Origin of the sequence: Paenibacillus sp. PastF-3, assembly GCF_029893135.1 — a bacterium.
Lineage (GTDB): Bacteria > Bacillota > Bacilli > Paenibacillales > Paenibacillaceae > Paenibacillus_AQ > Paenibacillus_AQ nitricinens.
The window spans coordinates 1-15,026 of sequence record NZ_JARXWM010000036.1 but is presented as its reverse complement, the minus strand read 5'-3'; the positions used below and the strand labels follow the sequence as shown (position 1 = coordinate 15,026).

At 41.5% G+C, this 15,026-nt stretch carries 16 protein-coding genes; 4 read left to right on the top strand and 12 right to left on the bottom strand.

Annotated features, from left to right (window positions below):
• Window positions 1-1,597 precede the first annotated feature (1,597 nt).
• On the top strand, window positions 1,598-2,371 hold the full coding sequence (locus M2444_RS33245) for a hypothetical protein (RefSeq protein ID WP_280789116.1): 774 nt from the start codon (window positions 1,598-1,600) through the stop codon (window positions 2,369-2,371).
• Window positions 2,372-2,593: 222 nt separating this feature from the next.
• Here the strand turns inward: M2444_RS33245 and M2444_RS33240 are convergent, their stop codons facing one another.
• Window positions 2,594-2,749 carry a hypothetical protein gene (locus tag M2444_RS33240; protein ID WP_280789115.1) on the bottom strand — a complete coding sequence of 52 codons (156 nt, stop codon included), beginning with the start codon at window positions 2,747-2,749 and terminating at the stop codon, window positions 2,594-2,596.
• A gap of 570 nt (window positions 2,750-3,319) precedes the next feature.
• Here M2444_RS33240 and M2444_RS33235 point away from each other — a divergent pair.
• Window positions 3,320-3,685, top strand: a complete 366-nt coding sequence (locus M2444_RS33235) for a PBECR3 domain-containing polyvalent protein (RefSeq protein ID WP_280789114.1) — start codon at window positions 3,320-3,322, stop codon at window positions 3,683-3,685.
• Between the two features lie 790 nt (window positions 3,686-4,475).
• Window positions 4,476-4,916, top strand: a complete 441-nt coding sequence (locus M2444_RS33230; protein WP_280789113.1) for a hypothetical protein — start codon at window positions 4,476-4,478, stop codon at window positions 4,914-4,916.
• Between the two features lie 54 nt (window positions 4,917-4,970).
• Here M2444_RS33230 and M2444_RS33225 read toward each other — a convergent pair whose 3' ends face one another.
• From M2444_RS33225 to M2444_RS33200, 6 genes are all read right to left on the bottom strand, one after another.
• Window positions 4,971-5,543, bottom strand: coding sequence for a hypothetical protein (locus M2444_RS33225; protein WP_280789112.1), 573 nt, complete (start codon window positions 5,541-5,543; stop codon window positions 4,971-4,973).
• Between the two features lie 364 nt (window positions 5,544-5,907).
• Window positions 5,908-8,184 (bottom strand): hypothetical protein, encoded by a 2,277-nt coding sequence (locus M2444_RS33220; protein WP_280789111.1) that lies wholly within the window; start codon window positions 8,182-8,184, stop codon window positions 5,908-5,910.
• A gap of 13 nt (window positions 8,185-8,197) precedes the next feature.
• Window positions 8,198-8,788, bottom strand: coding sequence for a hypothetical protein (locus tag M2444_RS33215; protein WP_280789110.1), 591 nt, complete (start codon window positions 8,786-8,788; stop codon window positions 8,198-8,200).
• Between the two features lie 20 nt (window positions 8,789-8,808).
• Window positions 8,809-9,432: a hypothetical protein gene (locus M2444_RS33210; RefSeq protein ID WP_280789109.1), complete on the bottom strand. Its 624-nt coding sequence runs from the start codon at window positions 9,430-9,432 to the stop codon at window positions 8,809-8,811.
• Window positions 9,429-9,713: a hypothetical protein gene (locus tag M2444_RS33205; RefSeq protein WP_280789108.1), complete on the bottom strand. Its 285-nt coding sequence runs from the start codon at window positions 9,711-9,713 to the stop codon at window positions 9,429-9,431. The genes M2444_RS33210 and M2444_RS33205 overlap by 4 nt, the downstream gene beginning before the upstream one ends.
• A 1-nt stretch (window position 9,714) precedes the next feature.
• The gene (locus tag M2444_RS33200; RefSeq protein WP_280789107.1) at window positions 9,715-9,933 is read right to left on the bottom strand and encodes a type II toxin-antitoxin system HicB family antitoxin; all 219 of its coding nucleotides are present in this window, start codon (window positions 9,931-9,933) and stop codon (window positions 9,715-9,717) included.
• Between the two features lie 155 nt (window positions 9,934-10,088).
• Here M2444_RS33200 and M2444_RS33195 point away from each other — a divergent pair, with 155 nt between their 5' ends.
• On the top strand, window positions 10,089-10,265 hold the full coding sequence (locus M2444_RS33195) for a hypothetical protein (protein WP_280789106.1): 177 nt from the start codon (window positions 10,089-10,091) through the stop codon (window positions 10,263-10,265).
• A 3-nt stretch (window positions 10,266-10,268) separates the two neighbouring features.
• On the opposite strand, the gene M2444_RS33190 is transcribed toward M2444_RS33195, so the two are convergent.
• The 5 genes from M2444_RS33190 to M2444_RS33170 form a co-directional block, all read right to left on the bottom strand.
• Window positions 10,269-11,186: a site-specific integrase gene (locus M2444_RS33190; RefSeq protein ID WP_280789105.1), complete on the bottom strand. Its 918-nt coding sequence runs from the start codon at window positions 11,184-11,186 to the stop codon at window positions 10,269-10,271.
• Window positions 11,134-12,012 (bottom strand): ParB/RepB/Spo0J family partition protein, encoded by an 879-nt coding sequence (locus M2444_RS33185; RefSeq protein ID WP_280789104.1) that lies wholly within the window; start codon window positions 12,010-12,012, stop codon window positions 11,134-11,136. Before M2444_RS33185 ends, M2444_RS33190 begins: the two co-directional genes overlap by 53 nt.
• A gap of 630 nt (window positions 12,013-12,642) precedes the next feature.
• Window positions 12,643-12,921, bottom strand: coding sequence for a hypothetical protein (locus M2444_RS33180; RefSeq protein WP_280789103.1), 279 nt, complete (start codon window positions 12,919-12,921; stop codon window positions 12,643-12,645).
• 449 nt (window positions 12,922-13,370) lie between these two features.
• Window positions 13,371-14,069, bottom strand: coding sequence for a PBECR4 domain-containing protein (locus M2444_RS33175; RefSeq protein ID WP_280789102.1), 699 nt, complete (start codon window positions 14,067-14,069; stop codon window positions 13,371-13,373).
• Window positions 14,070-14,331: 262 nt separating this feature from the next.
• On the bottom strand, window positions 14,332-15,026 hold a 695-nt coding region (locus tag M2444_RS33170; RefSeq protein ID WP_481857557.1), incomplete at its 5' end, for a MerR family transcriptional regulator.

Below are 15,026 nucleotides of genomic sequence, written 5' to 3'. Positions count from 1 at the left end.
TTCCTGCACGAGAGGATCCTTCAAACAGTTAAAACTAACTTCTAAGATCAAAAGACACCGTCGCTTACGCTCCGGTTCCGCGCAGCTCACGATCATGGACAACGCTTTGCGTTGACCACAATCGTTCACTTCACGGCTATGTGAACCGCCTAAACTGCCTGCTCACTCACTATTTATAATTTTTCATAGCATGACTATTTCTCAATAGCGAAACTTCATTGTATACCATCCAGACCGTTGCTACTGTGGATATTTAAAGGTTCTACCAAAGCTTATCCACAAACCTTTGAAAAAGGGTACCTCGCTACGCGAGCCTTTAGATTTAAACATTCTCCCCTCGCCCGCCCCTACATTAACGGTAAACTGTGTCAATTTTAGCTTGACGCCAAAGGCGGCACGGGACACACTGGTTCGTGCGAGGTGGACACAGTTCACCTTATCCCGTACAAAGTTAAAACGGGATAAGGCAAGCGTTACATCGCTCTGGATCGGCCGTCACGCATCGGGGAACGGCTCCCGTGTAATTGTTTCCGCCACGCGCTCTATAGCGCCTATTGCTTCGATTTCTCGGACTGGTTACGGATCCTATGACCAGTCTGCCACCACAGCACACAATAGCTTCTCAAACCGTGCTCTGCTCTCCCTTGAACGGTTTCCAGCAAGGTTCTTTCGAGCCTGTAACACGTACTTTTTCGGATCGGTCGTTTCCCAGGATGGAGTCACATCCTGATTGGGTTACTCTTCGTTTTGCCTCACGTTGGACTCACCTCTCGGCTTTTGGTTATGTGTCTACACGCCCAACATTTCCCCCGCCCGTGCAATTATCATCCCGACAGAAGGCAAACGGGGGCGACCGGCTTCACTTCGCGCTGGTTACGCGCTAATGGCCACGGCTGAACGTGGCAACCCGGAAATAACCGTACGCTTGGGGTGAGGCTCCCTCCCGCACGATCGACAGTTGTTTAACGTGTTATTCCTGTCTTTTTTGTTACTCAAACCACGAAGCTGCGCTGGCTCAACGGGCTATTTCCTAAAAAAGACAATAGGAAATCAAGCCCTCGATGCTCATTTTTCAAAAAATGGAATCGAGCGCGGATATGCAATTGAATTCGATTATGTATGATAACTCGCTGTAGCAAGAGGCTGCAGCGTGACATCCAGAAACCAAAAAAGCCCTGATTCTCCGCGCTTTTCGGGAGAATCAGGACTTATCATTTCAACTTTTAATATTGTATGAAAGTATACCTCGGAAATCTCTTGAACCCAATGGCTCAGGATGATAGAATAGGGGTATATATTCAGAAAATAAGTTGTTGTATGATAGTGTCTGTTTCAACCGTGGTTAGACGGATTGGAGCATGTTCCTCTGGCTTGCAGGCCTTTGGAACCGCTAGAAACAATAGCTTATTTTTTTTGTCGTTTTTTACTTAATGAATTAACTATAGCACATTGTAAATCTAGCGAAAAGAAGAATCTACCAAAAGAAAAATAGCAAACCCAATATTTGTTCAAAATCGGCCTTCAGACCAAAATGGTAGAATAGCCCATAATAAAATCGTAGCAGATAAGTACTTTGAAAGGGGATGAATAATGGAGTATGGCTATTAAATTGGGGATTCAAGGAATTATTAAAAGAGTTCATGAAGTAAAACTGGATGGAAAACCACTAATATGCCTTGAAGTTGAAGCACAGAGTGAAAAATCACATTCTAATCTATCTATCTTCAGTTCATCCATATTTTCAACCATAGAGTTATCAGTGTTAGTACGCCAAAAGGTCTTTAATTCAGTATTTTCAGGAGAGTCTTTCGATTTATTAGTAGGGGAAAAATTAGAAGCAAAGGGAGTATTATCATTAGATATTCCAATGTCACTCATTGATGGCGAAATTGCAATGATTGCCTATGATCTTTCCAAAAAGTTGGCTGAAGAAATTGATCTACGCTCAAATCGTGAAAAACGTATTGAGAATGCTACTCTTACTAGAAAAGAAGCTCATGAGAAAATTAATCTTATTCAAAAAGAAGCCGCTGATAGAGTCAAACTTATTAAGAAAGAAGCTGCTGAGAAGATCTCCCTTATTCAAGCAGAAAAAAGAGCTTTACGGGCTTTAATGTCATTTACCTATGACATTCCCATCGAGGAGATCGATATACCGGACTCCTTTGCTGAGCCTAATCCCAATAAAATGCTTGCAAAACTTGAGGAATACCAAGTAAACCCGGATCTAACTGGCGTGCTTGTATATCCTAACAATGGAAAATTAACTTTATACGATGGCTACACGAAGTATCTGATTGCTCTTGACCAAGGCATAACCCGTTTACAGGTTGAAGTTATCTGTAAGCCTAAATTTGCAACCAACATTTAAGAAAATTGCAAACCTGATATTCCTCCAAAATCGGCCTTTAAAGCCGATTTCTCATTCTTGAATAATAATAAAAAATCGGCCTCTGTTCGCATTGTTTGCGACAGGGCCGATTTTTGTTTTTCTCCGGATTGCTCCATTTTTCGTGGCAAGTTAGTTCCTCAAGGCTTCAGACATCCGCACAAAATCAGGGGTTTTGTACAGATGTCTGCGCAGTAATCAGTTTTACTTCGCCCGATTCTCCGGATCATGCTTTGCACAATACTCCACGATACGAATGTTACGCTTCTCATCCATTCTATGATCGCTCCACCATTCTTCAAATTCTTCAACGCAGCCACATTCTCGCGTTTCATGCTGTATAGAAAATCCCGATGCCATCTTGCCCACCTCCTTCACAAAATCCCTCAAAGACATTTTACGCCCTAATCCACTACCTATTTTGAATAATTCTTCTCGTATCCTACTAAAACATAAGAATATATATTACTTGGACTCGTACTCTGAAAAATATCACTTTTTCGCCTGATAAGTTTCAACATCCTTATATAGGGAGCTGCATGCGAAATTATATATCGCATGCCACTGAAACCGAAATCACCATACAACTCAGCACTATATTTTACAGAGGGGGTATAATCCTGGTTGCTCACGGTATTACTTAAGTGCAACATCCTGGAGTTGCTGAGATCGGAACGAGATTGAACGTCTAGATTGTTATTTCCTACTGATCCTTGAACTATATTGTCAGTACAAATAAACATCAGGGGACGCCCTGATCCAAGGAGGTATATAGAAAACATCGGTAAGATTTGACAATCTGTAAAGCTATAATACGATATAGAAACGATTGCGGCTTTGCTTTGATAGAATAAAAATATCATTCCTTAAAATCAACTAAAAATCCTGTTCTTTATCTATAAATAAATCTACTACTAAGGGGTGCATCACATGCTTGAAAAAATCGGTCAAATTGACCCTGAAATTATTGCTTTACTTGGACTTAATCTGTCACCAGGACAACCTATCCTGGTCGGTCCACAGAATCTTGAACATATGAAAGGCGAACATCCAGAAGATTACTTACAATTCGGTGCGCATTTGAGTCAAATTGTAAATAATCCAGATTATGTTTCTCTTCACCCCGAAAACGGGTCTATTCAATTTATCAAAGAATTCCCTGACCGCGTTATGGTAGCGGTTAGAGCAACGAACAGAGGAACCCTCATTGCCCGTACACTCTTTACCATGTCCCCTGAAAAATGGGATAACTATATGCTGAAGGGCGCTATCAAACGGGTGGAAACGAAAGAATAACCCTAAATAACGATAACAAATAACCGAAAACCCTTAGAAATAAAGGGTTTTCGGTTATTCTACCTCTTGCCACGCACTTCCGAAGTGCGCTATAATAAATTATACAAGTACCGGATATACTATTATTGGGAGAATTCAGAGGTCTGGAACAGGCAGCCAGCGCCCTCAGAGTTACATCTGGGTTAGGAGATGTGGGAGTGTCAACCCACCTAATTCTCTCATGATTAATGGAGCCACAGCATCTGCTGTGGCTTTTCTGCTTTTACGATCAGTTGAGGTGGGAAAGGTTCCCCACGCGCTTACCGCAAGGTAAGTTACCAGAGATCAGGATACGCCGCCCTGCTCTGATCCGTTTACAGAGACCCCGTAAGGGGTCTTTTTTAGGTTATTCAATCGTTACAGTTTACCTGTCATAAGAAAATAAAGTGTTAGACTAGGTGCGCCCGTTGCGGAGGGGCTGACGGGCGGGTTGTACAAGATCCAGGAAAGTTTGCTTCAGAACAACAGATCGAGTCTAATACTTTATTTTCTCTGAACAACTCGTTTTCGATATTTCTATTCCTATATATTAGGTTCCAAGTTTGACATTTTATCAAGCATCTCATTTGAAATGATAGATATCCGAATACATACATATTTCTATATTTTTCATTAAGCATCTTCTTTCATTTGATGTTTATATCGAAGTTTCTATTTTCTTCTACAATCTATCAACCATTCTATTTACATATTTTCTAATAAATGTTACTCTTTTTTTGTAATCATATTCTATTAATAGGAGGTATTTTCCATGAATCTAGTTAGTGAAAATTTCCTGTTCCAAAAGAAGAGAACTGTTTTGGTCTTAATATTAGGAATATTTATGATGTTATTCAGTTTTATTACACCTGCGTCTGCCGCATCTGATGGACCTTGGCCAATTAGACCAACCAACAACGGTGATTATGATGGTGCGTATGTGAGTCTTAATACCGGCGTATCTTCATTTCAAGTTACGTACAGCTATAAGGGAATACATAGCGGAGAAAAAGCAAACATCCGATTTAACATTTACGATAGTAATGGTACTCTCGTTGGTACCCACTCTAAGGGGGTCGGAGATTTCAGTTACACCTTTAATGTTAGTGGTTTAGTACCAGGTGGATTATATCAGGTGGTGTGGGAATCCCTAACAAATGTCGATACAGAAGGAAGTTTTAACATAATTTGCAACGGAACTGCATTTCAATAAGTTAAGAAATAAAAAGAACCTTAGTCAATTGACTAAGGTTCTTTTTATTTCTTACTAGTTTACAGCTCTCCAACTACTCAAATTACTAACATTCTGACTTGGATAATAAATTAAGTATTTCTTATCCATATCAATTGTTTCTGTACTATTGTCTTTATAAGTTAGTATAATTTTTTTGAAAGAATCAGAATTATCCCAAATACCAATAACATTGGAGTTTGAAATATGGAAGGTCATTAATTGAACATCTTCCTCATCATTGTTCCAAAGGGTCGTATTATCTGAAACGCTTCTATCTTCCTTAAATTCGATTAAACCATACATTAATTTATCATTAAAAGAGAAACGATAAATAAGATGTGTCATTAGATCATTTTCTGATTGATATAAAATTTCCACATTTTTGATTTCTCCATTTGGTTTAGTTGAAAACCCCTTTCTCATAGGGTTTCCCTTATTGCTATAAACCGAGGTGATTTCATCGGTAATTAACTGAGAAAAACTGAGTTCTGTTTTAGGGTTTTTTTCTATTTTAGTACCCTCTTCTGCTTTAATTTGATCTAAGAAAATGCTTGTTCCAAAAATTAGTATCAGAATCATAAAACTAAGAAAATGTTTTAACTTCATTTTATACACCTCTTTAACATTTTTTAATTATCCTAACTACTAACATCAAAATATTCCCACTAATATACGTTTATATGCAAAGAGAAATTTCAATATGTAGAATAACTTATTTAGATAATCATCAGTTTAGCGGAAGTCTTGGGTATAATACCGAGGCTCTCACGTATACGCCGCCCTGCTCTGATCCGTTTACAGAGACCCCTTAAGGGGTCTTTTTTGCGTTACTTGGAACTTCGAAGCTCCAACCTGAATGTTCGAACTTCCAAATTGGAGCTTCGAAGTTCCAATTTGGAGATTCGGTTAGCTAAGCTGTTCAATGCCGGCTGTACAAAAAAGCAGCCCCTGTACAGGGCTGCTTTTAGTCTTACATTTCCCAATCCACTTCTGGCGCTCGGTTCAATACCTCTACCGTCCGCTGCATTAAGGGTTGTTTTAACGAATCGGTGTATGAATCTGCAGAGCGACGGTCGGCCTCAGTGACAAAATCTTCAATGGTTGGTTGGCCAAACTCTTCAATAACCGTTAGACGGATCTCGTACTTCCCGACCTCACTCAGTTCTAAGTCCAGTTCACTTTTATTTTCATTACTAAAGATCACCCAGGACTCATCTGTAAAACTCCCGTTATTATTAGAGTCATAACGGTACTCCCATATGCGTCGAGCTATAGGATCCTTGTCTGGTGTAAACGACATATCGTGGATTGCAAAAGTCGCTTTGTTTCCCTTTTCCGGATCCCTATACCTTTTTCCTGGAGCTGTGAAATATACCGATGGGGCTTCATCAGGAATGATATCAAAGGTGATTTCACTGTCATCCGCATAACCGGCTGTATTTTCGACGTGAATGGTTGCTTTGTATTTCCCTGGCTTCCGGAACAGTACATCCTTGCTCTCCAATTCGGCCAAGCTGCCACTGAACTTGATGTCCGCATTGGTGCCGCCGCTGACCGCGCTAATTGTAACCTGGGTTTTAGACTTAATTAGGGGAAACCTTGTTGGGCTTTGGCTATAGTTGGTAAGTGTTGTCTTCCGGTTCTGCTTCAGTGTTCCTGAAATAGAAATACTGGCCGCTGGTTTTGGTTCAATAACCGTAACTTCCGTACTGGTGCTTCCGATTAGACCATCATTATCCACGACTGTCAGGCCAATTGGAAAGGTCTCTCCAACCTGCTCGCGGGTATACCAAACATAGCCTCTTGCGGTATTGCCGATCTGCCCCTGCGCTCCAGATGTGCCCCAAGCATAATCTGTGATATACCCATCCGGATCGGAGGAAGCTCCGCCGTACACCATCATATCGTCCCCGGCTTTGATATATTTAGGGGCGCTGATCCGTGCGATAGGTGGTTTACCTTCAGGTTTTGTAGGTTTGTTTGGGACAGTGGGGAAATCAATCGGGATATCTTTTTTATACACCCCGGCTGATACTTCCATTTTTTGCTCCAAAGACGTTATTGTTCCGGTCTTTGTTACGACCGGCTTCTTGAACCGGACAACGACCGTCAGGGAATAATCTTGCTTAAAGTTATCACTCACCACTCGACTGGCCGGGATTACAAAATCAAAATCTTTTGAAGTAGTCAATACTTTTGAATAGTCTTTTTTCATATCTGCCTTGGCTGTACCGTTCTTTTCCTTGGCGTAGAATACCCATTCCTCGATGTTAGAGGTATCCGTATAGCCTAGCAGCTCGCCTTTGACTCGAATTTTCACATCGACTTTAGCACCGTCGAGTTTAATTGGATTAGGACTTGGCTTCTCCAGCGTCGCAGTACCGTTCAAAGTCGCCTGATCAGGCGGTGAATAATCAAAGGTTACACTCCCGGCATAGCTGTAGGAAGTAACTTTGGCATTCGCATCGAAGTAATATGGCAACTCAACGTAATAGAGCCTACCTTCCACCCATTGCCCTTTATCGAAACTATCGGACACTTTCTCTGGCGCAAAGTTTTTAGAGGGTACTGTATACGTGATTATAAACTTACCGTTCTTAATACTGGTTGTCCCATTCTCTTTGATAAGATTCTGCGGATGAAGTTTTATACTAGATTGAGTAACACTGCTATATGGAACCTGAGTCTGATCTTCTCGGTACCACGTTGCTACACTTGGATTTACCGGATCAGATTTAGTCGTAACCGTTCTTTTCGGTGGTGCACTAGAGGGTGTTTCAAAATCTTGGGCATTAACGTTATAGCTTTCATTTATGCCCTTGTCCTCTTTGTAATCGTTAATCTGCCATCTTCGACCGTCCGCATAGCGCCAGATGGAATTGCCGGGGGTGGTCACAAAAGGTTTGTTAACATTATCGTCCATTCCTGTTACTGGAAAGGTTTCTTCTTTTACATTTCCTTTCAGCGTGAGTTTGATCTTCCCATTTTCAACAGTAATACCTCCCACAACACTATTGTTTCCAGAATATTTGAGCGTTCCTGACCTTATGGAAGAACTGGTAACTCCACTGGGCAGATCAAGGTAATAGGTTTTTGCGCTATTACCCGATCCTGTTAATCCTGTAGTCAGAGGCACACTTACAGTGCCTTGCTTGGAATCTGTGGCTTGTGCGGAATAAGTCAATGTTGGTAACAGTACTAGGCAAGCAACTAGAAGAGTTATAATCCAAACATTTTTATTTTTCATCTTCTTTATCCCTCTACTTCTTTTCGTTCACGATATATTTCGTGGCAGATGTCCCTTTGTTATCTAACCAAATTACAAAATAGTTGAACTTTCCGCTATACAAAAAGCCTTGATAAGTGCTTAATTTTTCTCCTGGTTTTAATACCCAAGTCCATAAAGCATCTTTGCTATTTTCCGCATAAACCAGTTTACTCGGCATAATATTGAATGCTTCACCTTCGGAGAAGTCACCAAAATTTAGACGCCACTTGTTACTCAAATCTTTAATATTTCTTTGAACAGTGTTCCCACTCTTATTCTCCACGGTGATCTTAGTCCAAATGAAATACTTAGAACCTTCCAGATCGTAGCCATATTTCTTTGCAAGAGCCTGAGCATCCTTCGACTTTGCATCAAAAATCATGATTTTCTCCAATGTGTAGCTCAACCCTCCGGCTGTTACCGTTACTGGCAGATCCACGTCCTTTTTCAGCCCATACTTGGAGAGGTTGTCCATCACCGGTTTGACTGTGTTGGCGGTAGCTCCCGCCGATCCAACCGATCCTCCAAATGTGGCCAACAGAATAACGATTGCTAAGAAACCTTTAATCCATGTATTTTTCATGTCTCTATCTCCTATTCGTTTTATTTGAATGCTACATATTTCTCTGCGGTGCTGCCATTGACAACAAGTGCAATTTTGAGTTGGTCAAAATCCGTTCCACTATACGTAAATGCTTGATAAGTCGATAATTTCTTTCCAGGCTTCAAAACAAAGCCATAGAGCGCTTCTGTGTTGTTTATTTGATCAGCTACGAGCCGCGGCATGAGTGAACGAGTAGATTTCGGATCAGCGCCGTCCGTAAAGGATAAGAACCATTTATCTTCAGGGCTGACGCTTCTCTGCTGAATGGTTGTTTTCCCTGTATTTTCAATCGTGATCTTTGTCCAAATGAAGTATTTATAGAACTTGTGCAGCTCCGCAACACCAAGGCTCGGATACCCATATTTTTTGATCAATGGCTGCAACGTAGGCGCTGCGCTATCGAAAATCATGATCTTCTCCAACGTATAGCTCAGCCCTCCCGCCGTAACCGTAACTGGCAGCTCTACATCCTTTACTAATCCATACTTGGAGAGGTTGTCCTTCACGGTTGGCGCTGTATCGGCTGCTGTAGCTCCTGCCGTTCCCACCGATCCCCCTAATGCAGCAACCAGGAGTGCGGCTGCCATTAAACCCTTAATGCCTTTAATCCATGTATTTTTCATTGATTGATTGCTCCCCCCTTCTTTTTCAAAGCATGTCCAACGATAATTTTTGAAAAGTACCCTATAAAATCTAATGGCATAAACCAATTATCATACTCTCCGGTATTACGATTGTATTGATAGCAAAATCCGCTATCACCCAGTACAAACTTCACTATAACCCATTCCTGCATTTGCTCAATGTTCAAATTCTCAATTTGTTCTTGGAACTCAACTATTAAGGCTTTGATTTCAGCCGCCATAACAGAAGAAGTTTTCTTTTCAAGGAATGCTAGATCCACATTACACACCCCCTTTCATAAATGCGACTGTTGATACAGAAAATTCAAACTTAGGGAGATCCTCATTAGCTTCCTCCGCCATTTTAATGGTGTCCTTCAGATTCTCCATAAGTTCCTCTTCAGTGTCACCTACAGCACTAAGACGTAACTCAGGAACGTAAGCCACCACATTGTTTTCACCAAAGTCTTTTTCAATTAAGACAAAATATTTATTTAACATTTCAAATCCTCTCCCTTTCCTTTTATGAATTCATATTAGCACTTTATGAATTCAAAGTAAATACTTTTGAATTCATAATTCTTTTTTTTGAATTCATCAGTATTGATTTTGCATGCTTTGAAAGTTATACTATTAAAAGAATGGAGGGTTTAATAATGAGTAGAAAATCAGCAATGATTGAAGAATCAATAAAAGATGAATTTAATATTGTTAAAGAACAGTTGAAGCTAAAGAATGATACAGATACAATTTCCTTCTTGCTTTCCCTCTATAAAGAATCTAAAGAAATCCCAAAAGCTACTGTTGAACTTTTAATTGAACTTCAAAACTGAGAGCTACCCCATATAAATTTTGATCACATCGATGCGCTCATGGCCAACTTCTCGACTAACGATTAAAGAAGCCTGATCCAGATTGAATCCACGTTTCAATTCTTGATCAACTCGCTCCTGGACGTAGTTATAACGTAGCCCATGAAACGTGAGCTCACGAGCTGATCCATCGCGCTTGTCCGTTCGGATCTTCATCCCTTCTTCGGTGACTACCTTCTTCCGGTGATGTTCAATAAACTTCTCCATTCGATTGACAACCTGGTGCGTCTTCTCGCCCTTTCGGATGAACAATCGCTCTCCGCGCTCAGTGTTTAGCAGTCTCCGTTCAAAAATTACCTTTCCAGACGCACTCAGAGGTACCTCTCGGTGCTTTCCGTTCTTCGCCTCTCCTTTAACATGGTAAACACCTGTACGAAGCGCATGCTCAGCCTGAGCGCGGCTGACAGCACCCGCCTCTGTGATTCGTAATCCCATTGTTCGCGCCAAAATCATGCAGTCTTCCACATTTTGCTGTTTCTGCTCTCGGGCCACCTGCAGCATTGCCGCATACTCTTCCTGAGTCCAGCCACGGTTGCCATTAACTGGTGACGTTTCGACGAGTTTCAATTCATATTGCTTCTGTAGTTCTTTATTATCCGAAAGTTGATACCGCGGCTTCTGGATCTGATCATGCATATAGCGTAGCGCGCTCAAATCGCCTTTAATTGTCGATGGTGCTGTTCCGGACTTCTGTCGATCCTGGATAAAGGCGCTCACATGCTTATCGTGAATATTACGGATGTTCTGCATCTTAAAACGTTCCATACAGAAGCGAACAAACATCATGCAGCTATCCTTATAGCGATCCCTTGTTGCAAAGCTCCCTTGTCTAGTGTGCTTGAAGATCTTCTCTACCTGAACCTCGATCGTCGATTTCCCCATCCGTTGCTCCCTTCAGACCCAAGTATCCAGCATAAGCACTCAACACATTCGTTAATTCTTGGCGTTCTTCGTTATCAACTGGTACCGTCATTAACCACGTTAAATCCTTCTTAATTCTCTCTACTTTGCCGTGAACCACCTGTTTTTCTTTTTCTTTTCGGATAACCTTCAGATCCGGGGTGTTACCTAACTGAGTTATGATTTTCTCAATTGCTGCAATTTTGAGATCTCCACCGGACTGTTGGTATACCGCGTAAAATTCATGCTGTACTTCTTTATCCAATGCCGCAATTTTATTACCGGCAATCAAGCCTATGGCTTGATTGGATACTTCAATTTGCAGTTCCGGAATAAGATTAAGCAACCTAAGCAACCTTCTGATGCTGCTGTCATCTAGTTTCAGCGTTTCGGCAACGTCATGCCGGCTAAAGTGTGCAGGATGCACACTTTTACGTCCAGGTCGGATTCTCCAATTCTCATAAAGCAATTTAATGCGCCGAGCTTTTTTAATCAGATCCTTTTCTTCGCCACGACGAGCTTCGTTCATGGCTACGAGTAAGTAGATGGCTTCTTGCTCTGTGCATTCGACGATCCGGACTGGAACTTCTGCAATTCCTAGCACCTCCGCTATGTGCGCACGCTGATGGCCACTAATGATTGTTCCATCTGTCTGAATCAAAAGCGCTTCCTGGATGCCGCTCTCTGCGATACTGGCTTTCAGCGAAGCTTCTTCCCTTACAGTTAATCCAGAATTGTACTCTGCATTGTCCGGATGTTCCTTCAGTTCTGAGAGTTTTCGCAACGCAACTTGCGAATCAATTCGCATCCCTTACTCCCTCCTCTTTGTTCACTTGTAGACCTGCGAAGACCGAAGGATTGAAAATCCTGAGCGTCTGCAGCAGGTACACGCGCGTAGCGCGTAGCGACCTTTCTCTTGCAGAAAGCAGACTTCACCTAGTTTCAAAAGGGATTGTTTTCGCCACTTTCTCGCTAGCGAGAAAGCGTTAAAAGGCGTTTAATCCCTTGTGGCTGTAAGCGTGCGCGGTTTGCGCGGCGTCGCTTTCTCTCTGCTACCTTTTCCTTAAAAGGAAAGGTAGCAGAGAGAAAGCGACGCTTCGAGCTCTACAGTTTGGCTGTACTTAGCCAACGTATTCACAGTGTGCTATGAGTACTATTTGTGGAGTCATTCCCCTACGGGGCGAATGCCTTCGCATTCGACTCCCGGCGATCCTGCTACTAACACATGCCGCTACGCGGCCGACCCTACGGGTCGAATCACCTTCGTGCCGATTATGTAGCGAACTACCGTCCGGCGAAACGGTAAGCTGCACCTTCACTTTTGCAGTCAATCCAGCAGTCGCAAGCGACTTTGGGGTGAAGGTATATTGACCTTAGTCTCTATGAACATTTCCAAAAATAACTGTAGTAGCCGGATCACCGGCTACTATTCAAGTCATTACTTAACCAGGCGTAATGCCGGCTTTTTTTGAGCTTCCTGAGATTCTCTATGTTCCTGAATTGTTCTCTTTATTTTGCGACTCATATGAGAGCGAAAAATTAGAGAAAACCGTTCCTCTTCTTGCTGTAAGTGCTTTATGATCTCTGAAATCTGATCATTTTCTCTTGAACCAACCTCATGCGAGCTGCACAGCTGCCGTAGCTCAATTAATTGATCTTTTATTACATGAAGGAATTTTCTGACCTGCTTCATGTAAACATCTGCTTCATTTTCCATTTCTAAATCCTCCTTTAGTTTTGTTTAAATCCACAAAAAAAGCCTGAAATGAAGGATGGCATCGCCACCTCATTCATTTCAGGCTCCCTAGAAAATCTATTTTTAAAAGGTCTTCAAGACCTCTAAGCAATAAAAAAAGCCTGTACTTAACATGCTTAAACAAGCATGAAGTAACGACTCCTGTCTAAATCTTTATAATCCAGTCATCCTGGAATATCCTTGGTTTGATTAGAACAAATAAGTTATTCCAATCCAATTTCTGTTCTGCAGATCTTAGGATCTTACAGATTCTCCAACTCTGCCGAAAGTTAGCGGCAAAGAAAATTAGTATGTTTCGTAATGAATTTATTATAATCTTCCAAGTCACCTTTATACAAGCGATTCAGTTCAACTTCTAAAAACTAAAAAAGCCGTTGGGTATCCCAGCGACTTCTAACAATAATAAATTATTATTCCGGTGAAATCTCAAGTTCATCCACTACAACCATCTTCATTCCTGGGTAAACATTTTTTCTTTCTAGAAAAGTCACAGGGACATAAAGATCAGTGCTTTTCTCTTTTTTAATACCAAGATGCAAGTACCGCCCACTGAAAGCATTATAGAGCATGAATTCAGCCTCAATCATACTTCGGGCGACCTTGGGATTAAAAATAATAAATTGAGGTTTGTACATTAATTGATAAAGAAATGGGAAATGTAAGATACGCTGAATAGTACTATCATAAGCACCGATGTTGGCTTTTTTCAACATTTCAAGCGTAAGCTCGCCAGATGCTAATGCTGGAAAACCTTTCGATCCCCTGTAACTGGATCCGGATAACATCTTATGTATTCCAAGCAAATGAGGAAGGTCAAACGTTCTGAGGTGCAACCGAATATCTCTTCTTTTATCCCTAATTTTATAATGGAATAATCGATTGCAGAGATGCTCCTTAAAGAAGATTGCCATGATATCTAAACTAATTTGCTCTTCTGAAGGCAACTCTTTGAGAACTAATAGATCCTGAATAGATAAGGTCATAACTATACTTCCCCTAAACAAAGAATCGGCCTTGATGAAAATCAAGGCCGATCCATAGAATATTAAAGTAAGTTGGCAACGACAGAGATCATCTCCCTGTGGGATAGGAATGGTATTGTTTTTCACCCTAAAGGTGTGCCCCCAAGCGGGTACGCGCGAGTGCCTCGTCCGCGTAGTCGAAGCAGATAAAATCTGCTCACTAATAGTATAAACCAAAAAGATTAAAAAAACCAATGAATTTATACCATTTTCCCCTCTTGTACGTAGGGAAAACCAAGGATCGACTCTTACCAACTAAAAGTGGAAAACATTTGTATACAAAAACACCTCATAAAATAGCATGTATGCATACGTATATACGCATACCCTTTGTATGCATCACTATATTTTAGAATAAACCTAAAAATTTCTTCCGCTTACCATGCTGATCGATCCGCGATCCTAATTCGCTCAGTTGCTGCTGAGCAGTTCTAACTTCATTCAAAACCTCATTAACCTGGCCACTAATTCCAGCAGTCGCTGCAGCTACCTCACTACGGACGCGTTCATCTACGATTTCAGTAATTCTTCCGTTAAGCTGCGTAACGGCATACATTAACTCATCGATCTTAGTTGTAAACGTAGCTTCCAACGTAGCGACATCAGAGGCGCTACCTGACGAAGCGACCATAAGTACAGACTCACTTCGTGAAAATGGCTTATACCGCGCCACAGTGTCGATAACGGCGCTACCATAATCGACACCGCGTGCCAGAAGCTCCATTAGCGCTCTCAAGGTGATAATGTCATGCTCTCCGTAGGTTCTATGGTTATTTCCATCCTTTAAAAACTCGTAGCCAGCCTCTTCAAGGCTTCGTGTGTATTTGTTGACTGTAGAGCGACCTATATTCAGCGTGGTCGCAAGCTGTGCTGTGTTGTATAAGTACTTTAGATCCTGGTTACTCAACTCCATCACCTCGCTAAATACATTCGTTGTTTTTAACCATCGTTCCTGCACGAGAGGATCCTTCAAACAGTTAAAACTAACTTCTAAGATCAAAAGACACCGTCGCTTACGCTCCGGTTCCGCGCAGCTCACGATCA

Bases quoted from the DNA above. Each gene is read 5' to 3' on its own strand.
- M2444_RS33245 (WP_280789116.1), top strand. From the start codon at position 1,598: ATGGCTATTAAATTGGGGATTCAAGGAATTATTAAAAGAGTTCATGAA.
- M2444_RS33240 (WP_280789115.1), bottom strand. From the start codon at position 2,749: ATGGCATCGGGATTTTCTATACAGCATGAAACGCGAGAATGTGGCTGC.
- M2444_RS33235 (WP_280789114.1), top strand. From the start codon at position 3,320: ATGCTTGAAAAAATCGGTCAAATTGACCCTGAAATTATTGCTTTACTT.
- M2444_RS33230 (WP_280789113.1), top strand. From the start codon at position 4,476: ATGAATCTAGTTAGTGAAAATTTCCTGTTCCAAAAGAAGAGAACTGTT.
- M2444_RS33225 (WP_280789112.1), bottom strand. From the start codon at position 5,543: ATGAAGTTAAAACATTTTCTTAGTTTTATGATTCTGATACTAATTTTT.
- M2444_RS33220 (WP_280789111.1), bottom strand. From the start codon at position 8,184: ATGAAAAATAAAAATGTTTGGATTATAACTCTTCTAGTTGCTTGCCTA.
- M2444_RS33215 (WP_280789110.1), bottom strand. From the start codon at position 8,788: ATGAAAAATACATGGATTAAAGGTTTCTTAGCAATCGTTATTCTGTTG.
- M2444_RS33210 (WP_280789109.1), bottom strand. From the start codon at position 9,432: ATGAAAAATACATGGATTAAAGGCATTAAGGGTTTAATGGCAGCCGCA.
- M2444_RS33200 (WP_280789107.1), bottom strand. From the start codon at position 9,933: ATGTTAAATAAATATTTTGTCTTAATTGAAAAAGACTTTGGTGAAAAC.
- M2444_RS33195 (WP_280789106.1), top strand. From the start codon at position 10,089: ATGAGTAGAAAATCAGCAATGATTGAAGAATCAATAAAAGATGAATTT.
- M2444_RS33190 (WP_280789105.1), bottom strand. From the start codon at position 11,186: ATGGGGAAATCGACGATCGAGGTTCAGGTAGAGAAGATCTTCAAGCAC.
- M2444_RS33185 (WP_280789104.1), bottom strand. From the start codon at position 12,012: ATGCGAATTGATTCGCAAGTTGCGTTGCGAAAACTCTCAGAACTGAAG.
- M2444_RS33180 (WP_280789103.1), bottom strand. From the start codon at position 12,921: ATGGAAAATGAAGCAGATGTTTACATGAAGCAGGTCAGAAAATTCCTT.